Source organism: Stenotrophomonas sp. MYb57 (assembly GCF_002966815.1).
In the GTDB taxonomy this organism is placed as follows: domain Bacteria; phylum Pseudomonadota; class Gammaproteobacteria; order Xanthomonadales; family Xanthomonadaceae; genus Stenotrophomonas; species Stenotrophomonas indicatrix.
Window position 1 is genome coordinate 4,482,855 of sequence record NZ_CP023271.1, and the last position, 15,271, is coordinate 4,498,125.

Consider the following 15,271-nt stretch of genomic DNA (forward strand, 5'->3'; position numbering starts at 1 on the left):
CAGCGCGATCAGGTGGCGGAAAATGGCGAGCAGGCGGCCCGTGGCGCCGGCAGAATGCGCGCAGAACCGGGAGACACTCCATGCATCCGTGGCAACTCAGTGGCATCGACCACCAGCCGTTCGAGGCGCTTTTCGAATCCAGCGACGATGCGCTGGCCGCGCGGGGAATCGTGCGCCGGCGCGCCGGCGACAGCGGCGGCTACCCCTGCAGGGTCAGCCTGACCGACGCGCCTGCCGGTGCAGAACTGCTTCTGCTGCCCTACACACACCTGGCCACGCATTCGCCATACCGCGCCTCGGGCCCGATCTTCGTGCAGCGCGGTGCAACCCGCTGCATGCTGCCAGCGGGCGTGGTACCTGCCTACGTGCAGCGGCGGCTGATCTCGGTGCGCGCCTATAACAGCGCGGACTTCATGCTGAGCGGCCTGGTCTGCCAGGGCACCGAGGTTGCCACGCACCTGGACCGGCTGTTCGCCGATACAACGGTGGCCTTCGTGCAGCTGCACAACGCAGGACATGGATGCTTTTCGTGCCAGGTGAATCGGGTCGGCCCCCCGCGGCAATGACGTTGCACGGGAACGTGATCGTCGCCGCGCCGCAGGCGTGACCGCCAGCGTGTTCGTTCAGTGTGGCGTGAAGCCTGCGGGAAGGGCTTCACACACGTAGTCACGGATCGGCATTGACGTGGTTTCCCACTGCGTGTTGCAGCTCGATACTCGCGGCGGTACCGCTCATCGTCCGTCGCGCGATACGGCGTGGGTGCTGCGGTCACCGCTCCCTTCGACGACCACAAGGATGCGCCATGTCTCTGCGATACACCCCATTGCTGTTGGCCACCGTCTTCGTTGGCGCCGGTGTTGGCGTTGCCGGCAACGCCGCTGCACACGGCACGATGATCACCCCGGTCAGCCGCGTCTATGCCTGCTTCCAGGGCAACCCGGAGAACCCCACCAACCCGGCCTGCGCGGCCGCCAAGGCAGTGGCCGGCTCGCAGGCGTTCTACGACTGGAACGGCATCAACCAGGCCAATGCCAACGGCAACCATCAGGCCGTGGTGCCCGACGGCAAGCTGTGCAGCGGCAACAACCCGACCTTCCGCGGCCTGGACCTGGAGCGCAGCGACTGGCAGACCACACCGATCCAGCCCGATGCGAACGGCAGGTTCACCTTCGTGTTCAAGGCGACCGCCCCGCACGCTACGCGCGACTGGAAGTTCTACGTCACCCGCGCCGGCTGGCAACCGGGCAGCCCGCTGCGCTGGGCCGACCTGCAGGAATTCTGCTCGCTGGGCAACACGCCGCTGTCGGCCGATGGCACCTACAAGCTGCAGTGCACGCTGCCGCAGCGCAGCGGCCAGCATGTGATCTACAACACCTGGCAGCGCGCCGATTCCACCGAAGCGTTCTATACCTGCATGGACGTGCGCTTTGAAGGCGGCGGCGGTACCACGCCGGTGCCGCAGTGGCAGGATGCCGGGCCGGTGACTGCACGTACCGAGCTGCCGGTGGGCACCACCCTGGCGCTGCGTGTGTTCAATGCCAACGGCAACGACGTGGAACGCGTGGAAGCCACCTTGGCCGCAGGCCAGACCACGCCGGCGCAGTGGCCGTTGGCGCTTGCGCGCAAGGTCAACGCCAGTGCCCAGCATGCGCGCGTCGGCGTACTCAGCAACGGCGCGATCACGCCCACCGCCTCGGCCACCGACAACCGCGTGTACCTGAAGGATGGCAATCGCTTCCAGCTGGACACCAAGGTGCCAGATCCGGGTACGCCGTCACCCGGCGGTGATTTCGACCATGTGTATCCGGCCGGTATCGGCAGCTACGTGCCCGGGCAGACCGTGGTGAAGAGCAGCGACGGCAAGCTGTACGCCTGCCGCCCGTTCCCGGAAGGCGCGTGGTGCAACGTCAATGCCGAGGCGTACCGGCCGGGTGTGGGTTCGGCCTGGCGCGATGCCTGGGTGCCGTACTGAGTGACTGAGTGACTGAGCGGGGGCGGCGCGCGCGTGCCGCCCCGCTTCTGCAATGGGGCAGAGGCAGGCCTGCGGGTCCGGCTTGAAGTGTTAACCCGTTCGCGCAGGCACTGCACATCCCGTCGCAGCCTGCAGCTTTTCGGAATCGTTGAATGGTTAGCGCTGTGCATCGTGTGGAGACTCGCTGGACCTTCCACCGTCCACAGGACCCCATCATGCAACCGCTCAATCGACTTGCTCTCGCGGTGGCTGCCATCGCCAGCCTGGGCGCCTCTGCCAGCGCGCTGGCACACGGCACCATGTCCAAACCCACCAGCCGGGTGTACGCCTGCTACCAGGGCAATCCAGAGCAGCCGACCAACCCCGCCTGTGCTGCGGCCAAGGACATCGGCGGCGCACAGCCCTTCTACGACTGGGCCGGCATCAACCAGGCCAATGCCAATGGCAACCACCAGGCAGTCGTTCCCGACGGCGAGCTGTGCAGCGGTGGCAACAGCAAGTACCGCGGCCTGGATGTGGACCGGTCCGATTGGTCGACCACGCCGATCCGCGCCGATGGCAACGGCCGTTACACCTTTGAATTTCTTGCCTCCGCCCCGCATGCCACCCGCGAATGGAAGTTCTACGTCACCCGCGATGGCTGGCAGCCGGGCAGCCCGCTGCGCTGGGCCGACCTGCAGGAGTTCTGCACGCTGGGCGACGTCCCGTTGTCCGCGGGCGGTGTCTACAAGCTGGACTGCCCACTGCCCCAGCGCAGCGGCCAGCACCTGATCTACAACACCTGGCAGCGCTCGGATTCGGCCGAGGCCTTCTATACCTGCATGGACGTGCGTTTCGAGGGAGGCGGTGGCGTCGAGCCGCCACCGCAATGGCAGGATGCCGGTCCGGTCACCGCCCGCGGCGCGCTGGAAGTGGGCACCACCCTGACCCTGCGCGTGTTCAACGCCCAAGGCAACGATCTGGAGCGCCCGGAGATCACCCTGGCCGCCGGCCAGACTGCGGCGAACCAGTGGCCGCTGGCTCTGGCCCATGCGGTCAACGCCAGTGCACAGCAGGCGCGCGTTGGTGTGATGAACAATGGTGTGATCAGGCCGATCGCCTCGGCCACCGAGAACCGCGTCTATCTGAAGCCGGGTCATCGGTTCCAGCTCGACACGCGCGTTCCGGATCCGGTCGATCCTGTGGATCCACCGCCGGGTGGCGACTACGACTTCGTGTACCCGGCCAGACTTGGCAGCTACAAGCCCGGCGAGACCGTGGTGAAGGGCACCGACGGCAAGCTGTACGCCTGCCGCCCGTTCCCGGAAGGCGCGTGGTGCAACGTCAACGCCGAGGCCTACCGGCCGGGCGTGGGTTCGGCCTGGCGCGATGCGTGGGTGCCGTACTGAGGCATGGTCCCGGGGGCGGCGTGATGCCGCCTCCGGTGTGCGGGGTTGCCGGCCAGCGGCCGGCACTACTTGCTGCTGACGTACTTCTCGCGGCGGATCTGCGGATTACCCAGGCCCGCCGCCTTCAGCGCTTCGGCGCAGGCGTCGACCATGTCCGGGTTGCCGCACAGGTAGGCGATGTCGGTGGCCGGGTCCGGCGTGAACGCCGCCAGCGCCTGCTGCACATAGCCATGGTGTACGTCCGGGTGCGGCTCGGCCGGCAGTTCCCGCGACAGGCAAGGCACATAACGGAAGTTCGGGTACTTTTCGGCGAAGCTGTGGAAGTCTTCGCTGTACAGCAGTTCCCCCGGGCTGCGTGCGCCCTGCAGCAGGACCACCTGCACGCCACGCTCGGCCATCGCCGTTGCCAGCAACGGCAGCATCGAGCGGTACGGGGTGACGCCGGTACCGGTGGCGATCAGCAGGTAGCGGCCGTTGTGGTCGCCCGGGTTCAGGCAGAACCGACCGTAGGGACCGGACGCGCTGACCTGGCCGCCGATGTCCAGCGCCTCGAACAGCGCCGTGGCGGCGCCACCGGGTACGAAGCTGACCGCGATATCCACCGCCTCGCCTGGCCCCAGCGCGTGGTCATGGATGGTCGCCAGCGAATAGCTGCGCTTGGTTTCGGTGCCATCGGCGTAGCTGAAATGGACCTGGATGAACTGGCCGGGCTGGAAATCCAGCGGCTGGCCGTCGTCACGCACGAACTGGTAATGGCCGATGGAGGGCGCCAGCATGCGGCGGTCGACCAGTTTGATGGGGAATTGGACAGGCACGACTTTTCGGGACAGTGTGTAGCCGGGGCAAGCCCTCGGGGTCTTCTATAATAGACCTTCCCCGCCCCTCTCCAGCGCCAGCCCATGGGCGCGAAGGCTTCGAGCTTGGCTTCCCTGAACGATACGGCGCCCGCCCTGCGCGTGCGCGACCTGCGTAAAACCTATGACAACGGCACCCAGGCCCTGAAAGGGGTCTCGCTGGAAGTGGCCCCGGGCGACTTCTTCGCCCTGCTGGGCCCGAACGGTGCTGGCAAGTCCACCCTGATCGGCATCATCAGTTCCCTGGTCAACCTCAGCGAGGGCCAGGTGGAAGTGTTCGGCAGCGACCTGGTGCGCAACCGCAGCGCCACCATGCGCCTGATCGGGCTGGTGCCGCAGGAGATCAACTTCAACCTGTTTGAAAAGCCCTTCGACATCCTGGTGAACTACGCCGGCTTCTACGGCGTGCCGCGCGCCGAAGCCGAGCAGATGGCCGAAGTCGAGCTCAAGCGCGCCCACCTGTGGGAGAAGGCGCAGGTGATGAGCCGCACCCTGTCCGGTGGCATGAAGCGCCGGCTGATGATCGCCCGCGCGATGATGACCCGGCCGCGCCTGCTGATCCTGGACGAACCGACCGCTGGCGTGGACATCGAGATCCGCCGCGACATGTGGCGGGTGCTGAAGGAGATCAACGCCGCCGGCACCACGATCATCCTCACCACCCACTACCTGGAAGAGGCCGAGCACCTTTGCCGCAACCTGGCCATCATCGACCACGGCCAGATCGTCACCCAGGGCCCGATGCGCGAACTGCTGGCCAAGCTTGACGTGGAAGGCTTCCTGCTGGACATCGACGGCACCCTGCCCGCCCAGTTGCCGGTGATCGAGGGGGCAACCCTGACCGCCACCGACGGCCATACGCTGGACATCGACATGCCACGTGCGATGGACCTCAACCGCGTGTTCGAGGCACTGAACGCGGCGGGCATCCGCGTGCGCTCGATGCGTACCAAGAGCAACCGCCTGGAGGAACTGTTCGTGCGCCTCACCGGCAACCAGGAGACGTCCGCATGAGCAGCACCCCGACCCCGGTCCTGACCGACGGCCAGCGCAACCGCATCGCACTGATGACCATCGTGCGCCGCGAAGTCGCCCGCATCATGCGCATCTGGGGCCAGACCCTGGTACCGCCGGCGATCACCATGACCCTGTACTTCCTGATCTTCGGCGGCCTGATCGGTTCGCGCGTGGGCGACATGGGCGGCTACACCTACATGCAGTTCATCGTGCCGGGCCTGGTGATGATGAGCGTGATCCAGAACAGCTACGGCAACATCAGCTCCTCGTTCTTCGGCGCCAAGTTCGGCCGCCACGTGGAAGAGCTGCTGGTCAGCCCGATGCCGAACTGGGTGATCCTGTGGGGCTACGTGGCCGGTGCGGTGCTGCGCGGCCTGATGGTGGGCGTGATCGTGCTGATCATCGCGATGTTCTTCACTCCGGTGCGCATCCCGCATCCGCTGGTGACGCTGACCACGGTGATCCTGGGCGCGACGATCTTCTCGCTGGCCGGCTTCATCAACGCGGTGTATGCGAAGAAGTTCGATGACGTGGCGATCGTGCCGACCTTCATCCTGACTCCGCTGACCTACCTGGGCGGCGTGTTCTATTCGGTGAAACTGCTGCCGCCATGGGCGGAGGCGGCCACGCACGCGAACCCGATCTTCTACATGGTCAACGCGTTCCGCTATGGCCTGCTGGGCAGCAGCGACGTGCCGGTGGTGGTGGCGTATGCGCTGATGATCGGTTTCGTGGTGGTGCTGACGGCGCTGGCGCTGTGGTTGTTGCGCCGTGGCGTGGGCATGCGCAGCTGAGGATGTTCTGCAGGGCCTGCGGCCCTGCACCCGCAGTGGTAGTGCCGGCCGCTGGCCGGCAACAGCAACAGCAACGTCAACAGCAACGTCAACGTCAAAAGCGAGATATCCGTGGGATGGCGGGATGGTGTCGGGTTGCGGGGACGCCGCAAGTACGTCCTTGTAGGCTTGGCCGCGCCATCCATGGCGCGGACACCCCGCAACCCGACACCACCCCACCTTCGACAGTTTTCCGCTGCTGTCGGAACGGCGTCTGTGCTGCTGTTGGTGGGTGTCGACCCTGGTCGACACAGTAGATCCACGCCATGCGTGGATGAAGCATTCGCGATGGAGCCGAGCATCTGCTCGGCTCTTTTCGTTTGTGAACTGATGGATGGGGATCCATCGGAAAGATGATCGCGTGGAACGAGCGAAGCGACCCGCTGTTGCTTTTCTTCTTTGTTTTCCGTGGTGGACGCACACGGAAACCGTCAGGGGTCGGGCGGGGTGGGCTCGCGGGGGTGTCCGCGCCATGGATGGCGCGGCCAAGCCTACACGGACGTACTTGCGGCGTCCCCCGTGAGCCCACCCCGCCCGACCCAAACACAGCTTGCGCTTCAAACCACCACGAGGGGCTCAGCCGTTGGCCGCAAACTCCGGCACAATCGCTGCAGTGAATCCCCCAACTGCAGTGAGCGTGCAATGCGTATCCTGATCCTCGGCGCCGGCGGTACCGGCGGTTACTTCGGTGGTCGCCTGGCCCAGGCTGGCGTGGACGTGACCTTCCTCGTGCGCCCCGCGCGCGCCGCGCAGCTGGATCGTGATGGCCTGGTGCTGCGCAGCCCGGTGGGCGATGCCACGTTCCCGGTGCAGCACGTCACCGCAGATGCCCTGCCTGCGCTGGCTGCGGACAAGCCGTTCGATCTGGTGATCCTCAGCTGCAAGGCCTACGATCTGGACAGCTCGATCGATGCCATCGCCCCGGCGGTGGGCGCGGGTACCACCGTGTTGCCGATCCTCAACGGCCTGCATCACTACAACGCGCTCGACGCGCGCTTCGGTCGCGACGCCGTGCTCGGCGGTCTGTGCTTCATCAGTGCGACCAAGGCGCCTGATGGGGCCGTGCTGCACCTGGGCAAGCCGGCCAAGCTGACCTTCGGCGAACGCGATGGCGGTGCGATCTCCGCGCGCGTGCAGGCGTTCGCAGCAGCGTGTGCGCAGGCCAATCTCGATCATCTGGCCAGTGAGCACATCGGCCAGGAACAGTGGATCAAGTACACCTTCCTGACCGCGTTGGCGGCGGCCACCTGCCTGCTGCGTGCGGACATCGGCACGATCGTGGCCACCGACGACGGCGACGCCATCGTGCGTGGGCTCTATGACGAATGCCTGGCGGTGGCCGAAGCAGCGGGTGAGCCGGTGCCGCAGGCGGCGCAGGACACCGCGCGTGGCACCCTGACCCAGGCCGGTTCGGCGTTGAAGGCGTCGATGCTGCGCGACCTGGAGGCAGGCCAGCAGGTGGAAGCGGCCCAGATCGTCGGCGACATGCTGGCGCGTGCGCGCGCCGCGGGCCAGGAAGCGTTGCTGCTGCAGGTCGCCTACAGCAGCCTGCAGGCCTACCAGGCCCAGCGCTCGGTGTGATCCGATGAACATGCCTGGCCCGTTGCCGAAGCGCGTACTGATCCTCGGCATGGGCTGGAGTGGCCGCGTGTTGGCCGCGCGCCTTCAGGCCCAGGGCGTACACGTGGAAGGCACGGTGCGCGATCCGGCGTCGGCACCTGACGATGGCCTGCTGCGTCATCAGCTACGTGCTGACGCCGCGCTTGCCCCGAGCCTGCTCGCTGCGATTGCCCATGCCGACGCGGTGCTGTGCAGCGTCCCTCCCGATGCCGAGGGCGACCCGGCGCTGCGCCTGCTGCATGCCGCGTTGCGCGACAGCAGTTCACTGCGTTGGCTCGGTTACCTGTCGTCGACCTCGGTCTACGGCGACCGCGACGGTGGCTGGATCAATGAGCACAGCGTGGCCGATGCCACCGGGCCGGCAGGCATGCAGCGTCGCCTCGCCGAAACGCAATGGCGTGCGCTGGCGGATGCGCGCGGTATCGCCTCGGCGATGTTCCGCCTGCCGGGCCTCTACGGACCCGGGCGCAACGCGCTGCTGCAGCTGGCGCAGGGCCGCGCGCGGCACGTGGTGCGGCCAGGGCTGGTGTTCAATCGCCTGCACGTGGACGACCTGGCTGCGGTGGTGATCGCCGCGATGCAACGCCCCATGGCCAACGCACTGTATCTGCCGAGCGATGACCAACCGGCGCCACCGCAGGATGTACTGGCCTTCGCCGCGCAGCTGGGGGGATTTACCCTGCCGCCCGCGGTGGCCTGGGACGATCCATCAGTCAGCGCGACATTGCGGCGCTTCTACCAGAGCAGCAAGCGCATCGACAGCCGCAGCACGCGCGACGCGCTGGGCTGGACGCCGCGGTTTCCAACGTATCGGGAAGGGCTGACGGATCTTGCCGCTTCGCTCGCCGGGCATGGCCCGGCGCTACCGGATCCGGGCGTTCCCGGCTGACGGGTGGTGCCGGCCGCTGGCCGGCAGCAGGGTTCGATTGCCGGCCAGCGGCCGGCACTACCGTTTGCCGATCAGGCGGCGTCCGGCAACCGGAAGAACGCACGCGTGGCAGCCGTGGCGTTTGCGGCCGTGGTCTGCACATCCTCGCCACGGTCCCGCGCCAGCTCTTCCACGATGTGCGACAGGAACACCGGTTCGTTGCGGCGGTCCTTCGGCATCGGCTTCAAGGTGCGCGGCAGCAGGTACGGTGCGTCGGTCTCGATCATCAACCGGTTGGCCGGAATGTTCTTCACCAGCTCGCGCAGGTGACCGCCACGGCGCTCGTCGCACAGCCAGCCGGTGATGCCGATGTACCAGTCCTGGTCGAGATAATCGAACAGCTCCTGGCGCTCGCCGGTGAAGCAGTGCACCACGGCCGGACCGATGCGGCCTTCGAAATTCTTCATCTGCGCCATGAAATCGGCATGCGCGTCGCGCTGGTGCAGGAACAGCGGCTTGCCGTTGTCTGCAGCCAGCTGCAGCTGGCGCTCGAACGCGCGATGCTGCGCCGGGCGCGGAGAGAAATCGCGGAAATAGTCCAGCCCGCACTCTCCCACCGCCACCACTTCGGCATGGGCGTGCAGTGCGCGCATCTCCGCATCGCACTCGTCGGTGTACTCCACCGCGTGGTGCGGGTGCACGCCGGCAGTGGCGTACAGGAAGCCCGGGTGCTGCTGCGCCAGCTGCAGGGCCAGCGGCGAATGCTCGCGGCTGGCACCGGTGATGATCATCTGCACCACACCGGCCTGGCGTGCGCGGTCCAGCACGGCGTCGCGGTCGCGGTCGAAGGAGTCGTGGGTCAGGTTGGCGCCGATATCGATCAGATGCATGGGGGCAGCAGAGGCAGGAAAACCCGCGCATTGTACCCGTGCCCGCCATGGCCCCTTATCCTTTGCAGATGAACGCCCCGCAATTCCCCATCTCTCCGCTGCTGCCGCAGATCCAGCAGCACCTGGCCGTGCACCCGCGGCTGGTGCTGGAAGCCCCGTCTGGCGCGGGCAAGACCACCCAGGTGCCGTTGGCGCTGCTCGATGCGCCGTGGCTGGAGGGTCGCAGGATCATCCTGCTGGAACCACGCCGGGTGGCCGCGCGCAGTGCCGCGATGTTCATGGCACGCCAGCTCGGTGAGGAGGTCGGCGGCATCGTCGGCTACCGCATCCGCTTCGAGAACAAGGTATCGGCGCGCACGCGCATCGAGGTCGTCACCGAGGGCATCCTGACCCGGATGCTGCAGGACGATCCAATGCTGGAGACCGTGGGCGCGATCCTGTTCGACGAATTTCACGAGCGCCACCTCAGTGGCGACCTGGGCCTGGCGCTGGCGCTGGACGTGCAGTCGCAGCTGCGCGATGACCTGCGGTTGCTGGTGATGTCGGCGACGCTCGATGGCGAACGCCTGGCGCGCTTCCTCGATGCACCACGACTGAGCAGCGAAGGCCGCAGCTATCCGGTGGCGATCAGCCACTTCCCTGCCCGGCGTGACGAGGCGCTGGAACTGCAGGTGCGGCGCGCGGTGCAGCAGGCGCTGGCCGAGCACCCCGGTGACCTGCTGGTGTTCCTGCCCGGCCAACGTGAGATCGCACGCGTGCAGGCAGGCCTGCAGGACAGCCTTGCTGGCGCTGCGGTGGACGTACTGGCCCTGCACGGTGAACTGCCGGTGGAACAGCAGGCGCGCGTGCTGCAGGCCGCGAGCGACGGCCGCCGCCGCGTGGTGCTGGCCACCAACGTCGCCGAATCCTCGGTGACCCTGCCCGGCGTGCGCGTGGTGATCGACAGCGGCCAGGCGCGCGAGCCCCGCTACGACCCCAACAGTGGATTCACCCGCTTGGACGTGGTCGCCATTGCGCAGGCCTCGGCCGACCAGCGTGCCGGCCGTGCCGGGCGCGTGGCCGAGGGCGTGGCCTGGCGGCTGTGGCCGCAGTCGCAGCGGCTGGAACCGCAGCGTCGCGCCGAGATCGACCAGGTTGAACTGGCCGGCCTTGCGCTGGAACTGGCCGCCTGGGGCAGCAGCGACCTGCGCTTCCTCGACCCGCCACCGACCGGGCCGATGGCCGCCGCACGCGAACTGCTGCAGCGCCTGGGCGCGTTGTCGAGCAGCGGCGCGATCACTGCACTCGGCTGTCGCGTGCTGGCGCTGGGCACCCACCCGCGGATGGCCGCGATGCTGCTGGCCGCAGCTGATGCCCGCGCGCAGGCGTTGGCCGCCGATCTAGCGGCATTGCTGGAAGCTCGTGACCCATTACGCCAGGGCGGTGATGCACTGGCCGCACGCTGGCGCGCACTGGCGGCCTTCCGCAACGGCCGTGCGCCGGCCGATGCCAATCGCAGTGGCCTGGCCGCCATCGATGCCGCTGCCAAACAGTGGCGCCGTCGCCTGCGTTGTGACGCTACACCGCCCGCCAGCATCGAGGCCCACGAACTGGCCGACCTGCTGGCCCATGCCTTCCCCGACCGCATTGCCTTCCAGCATCCGAACGACCCGCTGCGTTACCTGCTGGCCAACGGCCGCAGCGCCCGCCTGCATGAACTGAGCGACCTGCGGGGCGAACCGTGGCTGGTGGCCAGCGAACTGCGCTTCGAGGCGCGCGACGCGCTGCTGCTGCGCGCCGCACCGGTGGATGAAGGCTATCTGCGCAGGCACTGGCCCGAGCGCTTCGTGACCGAAGACGCGGTGCGCTGGGATGACACCCGCCGCGCCTTGGTCGCGCTGCGCGAAACACGCTTCGACCGCATCGTGATGGACAGCCGTTCGGCTGGCCGGGTTGATCCGCAGCTGGCGGCGCAGGCACTGACCGACGCCGTTGCGGAGCTCGGCCTGCAGGCATTGCCATGGACCGACGGTCTGCGCCAGTGGCAGGCACGGGTGGAATCGCTGCGGTGCTGGATGCCCGAGCTGGGCTTGCCCGACTGCAGTGATGCCGCATTGCTGGCCAACCTTGCGCAGTGGCTGCAGCCGGCGTTCGCGGGCAGGACACGGCTGGATGCACTGGACGAGGCCAGTTTCGGCGAAGCCCTGAAGTCACCACTGGAATGGTCGCAACGGCAGCTGGTCGAGCGCCACGCGCCCACCCGGATCACCGTGCCGTCGGGGCTGGAGCGGCCGATCAGCTACGCGCTGGACGGCGAAAGCGGCGAGCCGCTGCCGCCGGTGCTGGCGGTGAAGCTGCAGGAGTTGTTCGGCCTGGCCGATACGCCACGCATCGCCGATGGCCGGGTGCCGCTGACCCTGCACCTGCTGTCGCCGGGTGGCCGGCCGTTGCAGGTCACCCAGGATCTGCGCAATTTCTGGGAGAACACCTACGCCGAGGTGAAGAAGGAGATGAAGGGCCGCTACCCGCGCCACCCGTGGCCGGACGACCCTTGGACGGCTACGGCGACCCACCGGGCCAAGCCGCGCGGGACGTAATGCGCGCCGACACCCCGCCCGTTCCTGAATGGCTGCGGTAGAGTCACACCACGCGCCCGCCTGACTGACATACCGTTTACGGGCAACAGGCGACACTGGACTTCGACCCGAGGCAAGGACACCCCCGCATGAGCAAGCTGACCGTAATCACCGACCGCGCCCTGGAGCGCGCCCTCGACCTGGCCCATACCGCAGGCGATGGCCTTAAGAGCGCGGGCGGCAGCCTGCGTCACCTCGGCCCGCAGGCCAGCGACTGGATCAAGACCGGTGCCGCCCTTGGCGCGGTGAAGACCGGCGGCAAGGTCGCCACCAAGTTCGCCCGCCGCAATCCGGCGGTGACCATCGCGGCAGCTGCCGTGGGCGTAGGCCTGCTGGGCTATGCGCTGTACCGCAAGCAGCAGAAGAAGAAGGCCGCCAATGGCCATGTGGTCAACGGCCAGGCCCAGCGCATCAACGCGCGCGATCGCCGCAACGACACCGTGGTCGACGAGCACAGCGATATCGGCAGCGACGCCTGATTGACCGGGGTCGGATCCCTTCCGCAGGAAGGGCTCTGACCCCATGACGCTGCACGAGGGTCGGACGCCGCAAGGCCTCCGGCCTTTTTTTCAGCCGATCTGCCGCCACTGCCCGGGCTGCAGGTCATCCAGCCGGTATGGCCCCATTGCAGCGCGTACCAGCCGCAGCGTCGGCAGGTTCACCGCAGCGGTCATCCGCCGCACCTGGCGGTTACGCCCCTCGCGGATCGTGATCGCCAGCCAGCTGTCGGGCACCGTCTTGCGGAAGCGCACCGGCGGATCGCGCGGCCACAGTTCAGGCGCAGGATCGAGGCGCTCGATTTTCGCCGGCAGCGTCGGCCCGTCATTGAGCACCACGCCATCGCGCAGCTGCTGCAGCTGCCCATCGCTGGGCGTGCCTTCCACCTGCACCCAGTAGAGCTTGTCCGCCTTGTGCTTCGGGTCGGTCAACTTATGCGCCAGCGTACCGTTGTCGGTCAGCAGCAGCAGGCCTTCACTGTCATGGTCGAGGCGGCCGGCAGCGTAGACGCGCGGCGGCAAACCGAAGCCGGCCAATGTCGGCCGCGGCGGCACGCTGCGGTCGGTGAACTGGCAGAGCACGTTGAACGGCTTGTTGAAGGCAATCAGCATCGCGGGGACGGCAGGCGGCGGGCAGGGCATTGTCCCATGCCACGCCGCGTGCTCGCCGGGCATGGCCCGGCGCTACCGGGTCACGGCTTCACGAAACGCAGGGTCATGCGATCGCTTTCACCGATGGCCTGGTACTTGGCGTCATCCGCCTTGTCATGCTGGTTGGTCGGCGGCAGGGTCCACACGCCATTCGGATGGTCCTTGGTATCGCGCGGGTTGGCATTGACCTCGGTGCGCGCGTCGAGCTTGAAACCGGCGGCCTCGGCCATCGCGATCACCTGCTGCTGGCCCACATAACCGGTGTCGTCAGCGTCGGCCACGTCGGCCTTGGCGCGGTGCTCGACCACGCCGAGCACGCCGCCCGGCTTGAGCACGTTGAAGAAGCCCTGGAACATGCCCTGCGCCTGGCCGGCCTTGCGCCAGTTGTGCACGTTGCGGAAGGTCAGCACCACGTCCGCCGAGTTGGCTGCACCGAACACCGGCTTGGCCGGGTCGTAGGCAACCACGGTGGTTTTGTCGAACTGTGCCGGTGCGGCGGCGTACTTCTTTTCCAGGCTGTCGCGGCTGCGCTGCTGGTAGTCGCGGCCACGACCTTCAGCCACGGCCTGCGGATCGACCACCGCGGCAATGTAATGACCCTTGTCGCGCAGCAGCGGCGCCAGGATCTCCGAGTACCAGCCATTGCCCGGGGTGATCTCGATGACGGTCTTTTCCGGCGCGACGCCAAAGAAGCCCAAGGTCTGCGCAGGATGACGGAAACCGTCGCGCTTGACGTTGGCGGGGTCGCGGGTCGAGGCCTTCACCGCGGCATCGATCGCGGGCGACACCTGGATCTTTGCCGGTGCGACCGTGGCCGGCGCGGCGAATGCGGGAACGGCAACCAGCAGGGCCGAAGCAAGCAGCAGGCGGCAACCACGCAGGGATGAGGCAGCAATCATCGGGGCGACTCCAGCGGAAGATGCGGCGAGACTAGCAGCCGCCGCGCCGCAGGTGTTCACAAAACGTTAGCCGCGTGCGCGGTGCGGAACACAGTTTTGTGGTCAGCGCCGCAGCGCGGTCACACATCGCGTTCTATCCTGAAGGACTTCCCCCAAGGAGTCCGTGCCCATGACGGCAAACCGCGAACTGGGCCGTTCAGGCCTGCATGTAGCTCCGCTCGCCTTCGGTGGCAACGTGTTCGGCTGGAGCGCCGATGAGAAGGCCAGCTTCGCCCTGCTGGATGCCTTCGTCGATGCCGGCTTCAACCTGGTCGACACCGCCGACGTGTACTCGGCGTGGGTGCCGGGCAACCAGGGTGGCGAGTCGGAGACACTGCTGGGCAAGTGGTTCGCGCGCAGCGGCAAGCGCGACAAGGTGGTGCTGGCGACCAAGGTGGCCAAATGGGCCGAGCGCCCCGGCCTCACCCCGGACAACATCAATGCGGCGGTGGAGGATTCGCTGCGTCGCCTGCAGACCGAGGTGATCGATCTGTACCAGGCTCACGAGGACGATGAATCCACGCCGCTGGAAGCGACCCTGGCCGCGTTCGGTCGCCTGATCGAGGCGGGCAAGGTGCGCGCGATCGGCGCGTCCAACTACAGCGCCACGCGTCTGGCCGATGCCTTGAAGGTCTCCACCGACTACGGGCTGCCGCGCTATGAAACCCTGCAGCCGGAGTACAACCTGTACGACCGCGCCGGCTACGAGAAGGAACTGGAACCGCTGGTGCAGCGCGAGCAGATCGGCGTGATCAACTACTACGCACTGGCCAGCGGCTTCCTCAGTGGCAAGTACCGCACGCCGGACGATGCCGGCAAGAGTTCCGCGCGCGGCGCCACCGTGGTCAAGCGTTACCTGAACCCGCGCGGCCTGCGCATTCTGCAGGCACTGGATGACGTGGCCAGCAAGCACAACGCCACTGCCGCGCAGATCGCGCTGGCATGGCAGATCGCACGGCCGTCGATCACCGCACCGATCGTCAGTGCCACCAGCGTGGAGCAGCTGCACGACCTGCTGGCGGCGGCGAACGTGGCGTTGAGCGTGCATGACGTGGCACAGCTGGATGCGGCCAGCGTGGAAGGTTGAAGGCGGAGGGTGCCGGCCAACGTCGGCACCCTTCAACGGAT

The 15,271-nt window shown here is 67.5% G+C and carries 14 protein-coding genes; 10 read left to right on the forward strand and 4 right to left on the reverse strand.

Annotated features, from left to right (window positions below; all coding sequences use genetic code 11):
• Positions 1–80 precede the first annotated feature (80 nt).
• The 3 genes from CLM74_RS20500 (at position 81) to CLM74_RS20510 (ending at position 3,360) form a co-directional block, all read left to right on the forward strand.
• Entirely contained in the window at positions 81–566 is a 486-nt protein-coding gene (locus tag CLM74_RS20500; RefSeq protein ID WP_105164845.1) for a DUF1203 domain-containing protein, read from the forward strand.
• 236 nt (positions 567–802) lie between these two features.
• A complete protein-coding gene (locus CLM74_RS20505) occupies positions 803–1,972 on the forward strand; it encodes a lytic polysaccharide monooxygenase (protein WP_033832501.1) in 1,170 nt (389 codons plus the stop codon).
• 215 nt (positions 1,973–2,187) lie between these two features.
• Positions 2,188–3,360 (forward strand): lytic polysaccharide monooxygenase, encoded by a 1,173-nt coding sequence (locus tag CLM74_RS20510; RefSeq protein ID WP_105164846.1) that lies wholly within the window; start codon positions 2,188–2,190, stop codon positions 3,358–3,360.
• A gap of 65 nt (positions 3,361–3,425) precedes the next feature.
• Here the strand turns inward: CLM74_RS20510 and CLM74_RS20515 are convergent, their stop codons facing one another.
• Entirely contained in the window at positions 3,426–4,175 is a 750-nt protein-coding gene (locus CLM74_RS20515; RefSeq protein WP_105164847.1) for a ferredoxin--NADP reductase, read from the reverse strand.
• 84 nt (positions 4,176–4,259) lie between these two features.
• On the opposite strand from CLM74_RS20515, the gene CLM74_RS20520 reads away from it, so the two are divergent.
• The 4 genes from CLM74_RS20520 (at position 4,260) to CLM74_RS20540 (ending at position 8,573) form a co-directional block, all read left to right on the forward strand.
• A complete protein-coding gene (locus CLM74_RS20520; RefSeq protein WP_051501690.1) occupies positions 4,260–5,228 on the forward strand; it encodes an ABC transporter ATP-binding protein in 969 nt (322 codons plus the stop codon).
• On the forward strand, positions 5,225–6,025 hold the full coding sequence (locus CLM74_RS20525) for an ABC transporter permease (protein ID WP_088101854.1): 801 nt from the start codon (positions 5,225–5,227) through the stop codon (positions 6,023–6,025). Before CLM74_RS20520 ends, CLM74_RS20525 begins: the two co-directional genes overlap by 4 nt.
• A gap of 681 nt (positions 6,026–6,706) precedes the next feature.
• A complete protein-coding gene (gene panE, locus CLM74_RS20535) occupies positions 6,707–7,645 on the forward strand; it encodes a 2-dehydropantoate 2-reductase (RefSeq protein WP_025877580.1) in 939 nt (312 codons plus the stop codon).
• 4 nt (positions 7,646–7,649) lie between these two features.
• A complete protein-coding gene (locus tag CLM74_RS20540; protein WP_105164848.1) occupies positions 7,650–8,573 on the forward strand; it encodes an NAD-dependent epimerase/dehydratase family protein in 924 nt (307 codons plus the stop codon).
• A 71-nt stretch (positions 8,574–8,644) separates the two neighbouring features.
• Here the strand turns inward: CLM74_RS20540 and CLM74_RS20545 are convergent, their stop codons facing one another.
• A complete protein-coding gene (locus CLM74_RS20545) occupies positions 8,645–9,442 on the reverse strand; it encodes a TatD family hydrolase (RefSeq protein ID WP_025877584.1) in 798 nt (265 codons plus the stop codon).
• Positions 9,443–9,510: 68 nt separating this feature from the next.
• On the opposite strand from CLM74_RS20545, the gene hrpB reads away from it, so the two are divergent.
• Positions 9,511–12,018 carry an ATP-dependent helicase HrpB gene (hrpB, locus tag CLM74_RS20550; protein ID WP_105165063.1) on the forward strand — a complete coding sequence of 836 codons (2,508 nt, stop codon included), beginning with the start codon at positions 9,511–9,513 and terminating at the stop codon, positions 12,016–12,018.
• 128 nt (positions 12,019–12,146) lie between these two features.
• Positions 12,147–12,536 (forward strand): hypothetical protein, encoded by a 390-nt coding sequence (locus CLM74_RS20555; RefSeq protein WP_025877588.1) that lies wholly within the window; start codon positions 12,147–12,149, stop codon positions 12,534–12,536.
• A 90-nt stretch (positions 12,537–12,626) separates the two neighbouring features.
• Here CLM74_RS20555 and CLM74_RS20560 read toward each other — a convergent pair whose 3' ends face one another.
• Together CLM74_RS20560 and CLM74_RS20565 are read right to left on the reverse strand one after the other, a co-directional pair.
• Complete coding sequence (locus CLM74_RS20560) at positions 12,627–13,166, reverse strand: pseudouridine synthase (protein WP_025877589.1); 540 nt, start codon at positions 13,164–13,166, stop codon at positions 12,627–12,629.
• An 80-nt stretch (positions 13,167–13,246) separates the two neighbouring features.
• Positions 13,247–14,104, reverse strand: coding sequence for a class I SAM-dependent methyltransferase (locus CLM74_RS20565; RefSeq protein WP_025877590.1), 858 nt, complete (start codon positions 14,102–14,104; stop codon positions 13,247–13,249).
• A gap of 169 nt (positions 14,105–14,273) precedes the next feature.
• Here CLM74_RS20565 and CLM74_RS20570 point away from each other — a divergent pair, with 169 nt between their 5' ends.
• Positions 14,274–15,230 carry an aldo/keto reductase gene (locus tag CLM74_RS20570; RefSeq protein WP_105164849.1) on the forward strand — a complete coding sequence of 319 codons (957 nt, stop codon included), beginning with the start codon at positions 14,274–14,276 and terminating at the stop codon, positions 15,228–15,230.
• The last annotated feature ends 41 nt before the right edge of the window (positions 15,231–15,271 follow it).

Coding starts and splice junctions, on each gene's coding strand:
- CLM74_RS20500 (WP_105164845.1), top strand. CDS start 81: ATGCATCCGTGGCAACTCAGTGGCATCGACCACCAGCCGTTCGAGGCG.
- CLM74_RS20505 (WP_033832501.1), top strand. CDS start 803: ATGTCTCTGCGATACACCCCATTGCTGTTGGCCACCGTCTTCGTTGGC.
- CLM74_RS20510 (WP_105164846.1), top strand. CDS start 2,188: ATGCAACCGCTCAATCGACTTGCTCTCGCGGTGGCTGCCATCGCCAGC.
- CLM74_RS20520 (WP_051501690.1), top strand. CDS start 4,260: ATGGGCGCGAAGGCTTCGAGCTTGGCTTCCCTGAACGATACGGCGCCC.
- CLM74_RS20525 (WP_088101854.1), top strand. CDS start 5,225: ATGAGCAGCACCCCGACCCCGGTCCTGACCGACGGCCAGCGCAACCGC.
- panE (WP_025877580.1), top strand. CDS start 6,707: ATGCGTATCCTGATCCTCGGCGCCGGCGGTACCGGCGGTTACTTCGGT.
- CLM74_RS20540 (WP_105164848.1), top strand. CDS start 7,650: ATGAACATGCCTGGCCCGTTGCCGAAGCGCGTACTGATCCTCGGCATG.
- CLM74_RS20545 (WP_025877584.1), bottom strand. CDS start 9,442: ATGCATCTGATCGATATCGGCGCCAACCTGACCCACGACTCCTTCGAC.
- hrpB (WP_105165063.1), top strand. CDS start 9,511: ATGAACGCCCCGCAATTCCCCATCTCTCCGCTGCTGCCGCAGATCCAG.
- CLM74_RS20555 (WP_025877588.1), top strand. CDS start 12,147: ATGAGCAAGCTGACCGTAATCACCGACCGCGCCCTGGAGCGCGCCCTC.
- CLM74_RS20560 (WP_025877589.1), bottom strand. CDS start 13,166: ATGCTGATTGCCTTCAACAAGCCGTTCAACGTGCTCTGCCAGTTCACC.
- CLM74_RS20565 (WP_025877590.1), bottom strand. CDS start 14,104: ATGATTGCTGCCTCATCCCTGCGTGGTTGCCGCCTGCTGCTTGCTTCG.
- CLM74_RS20570 (WP_105164849.1), top strand. CDS start 14,274: ATGACGGCAAACCGCGAACTGGGCCGTTCAGGCCTGCATGTAGCTCCG.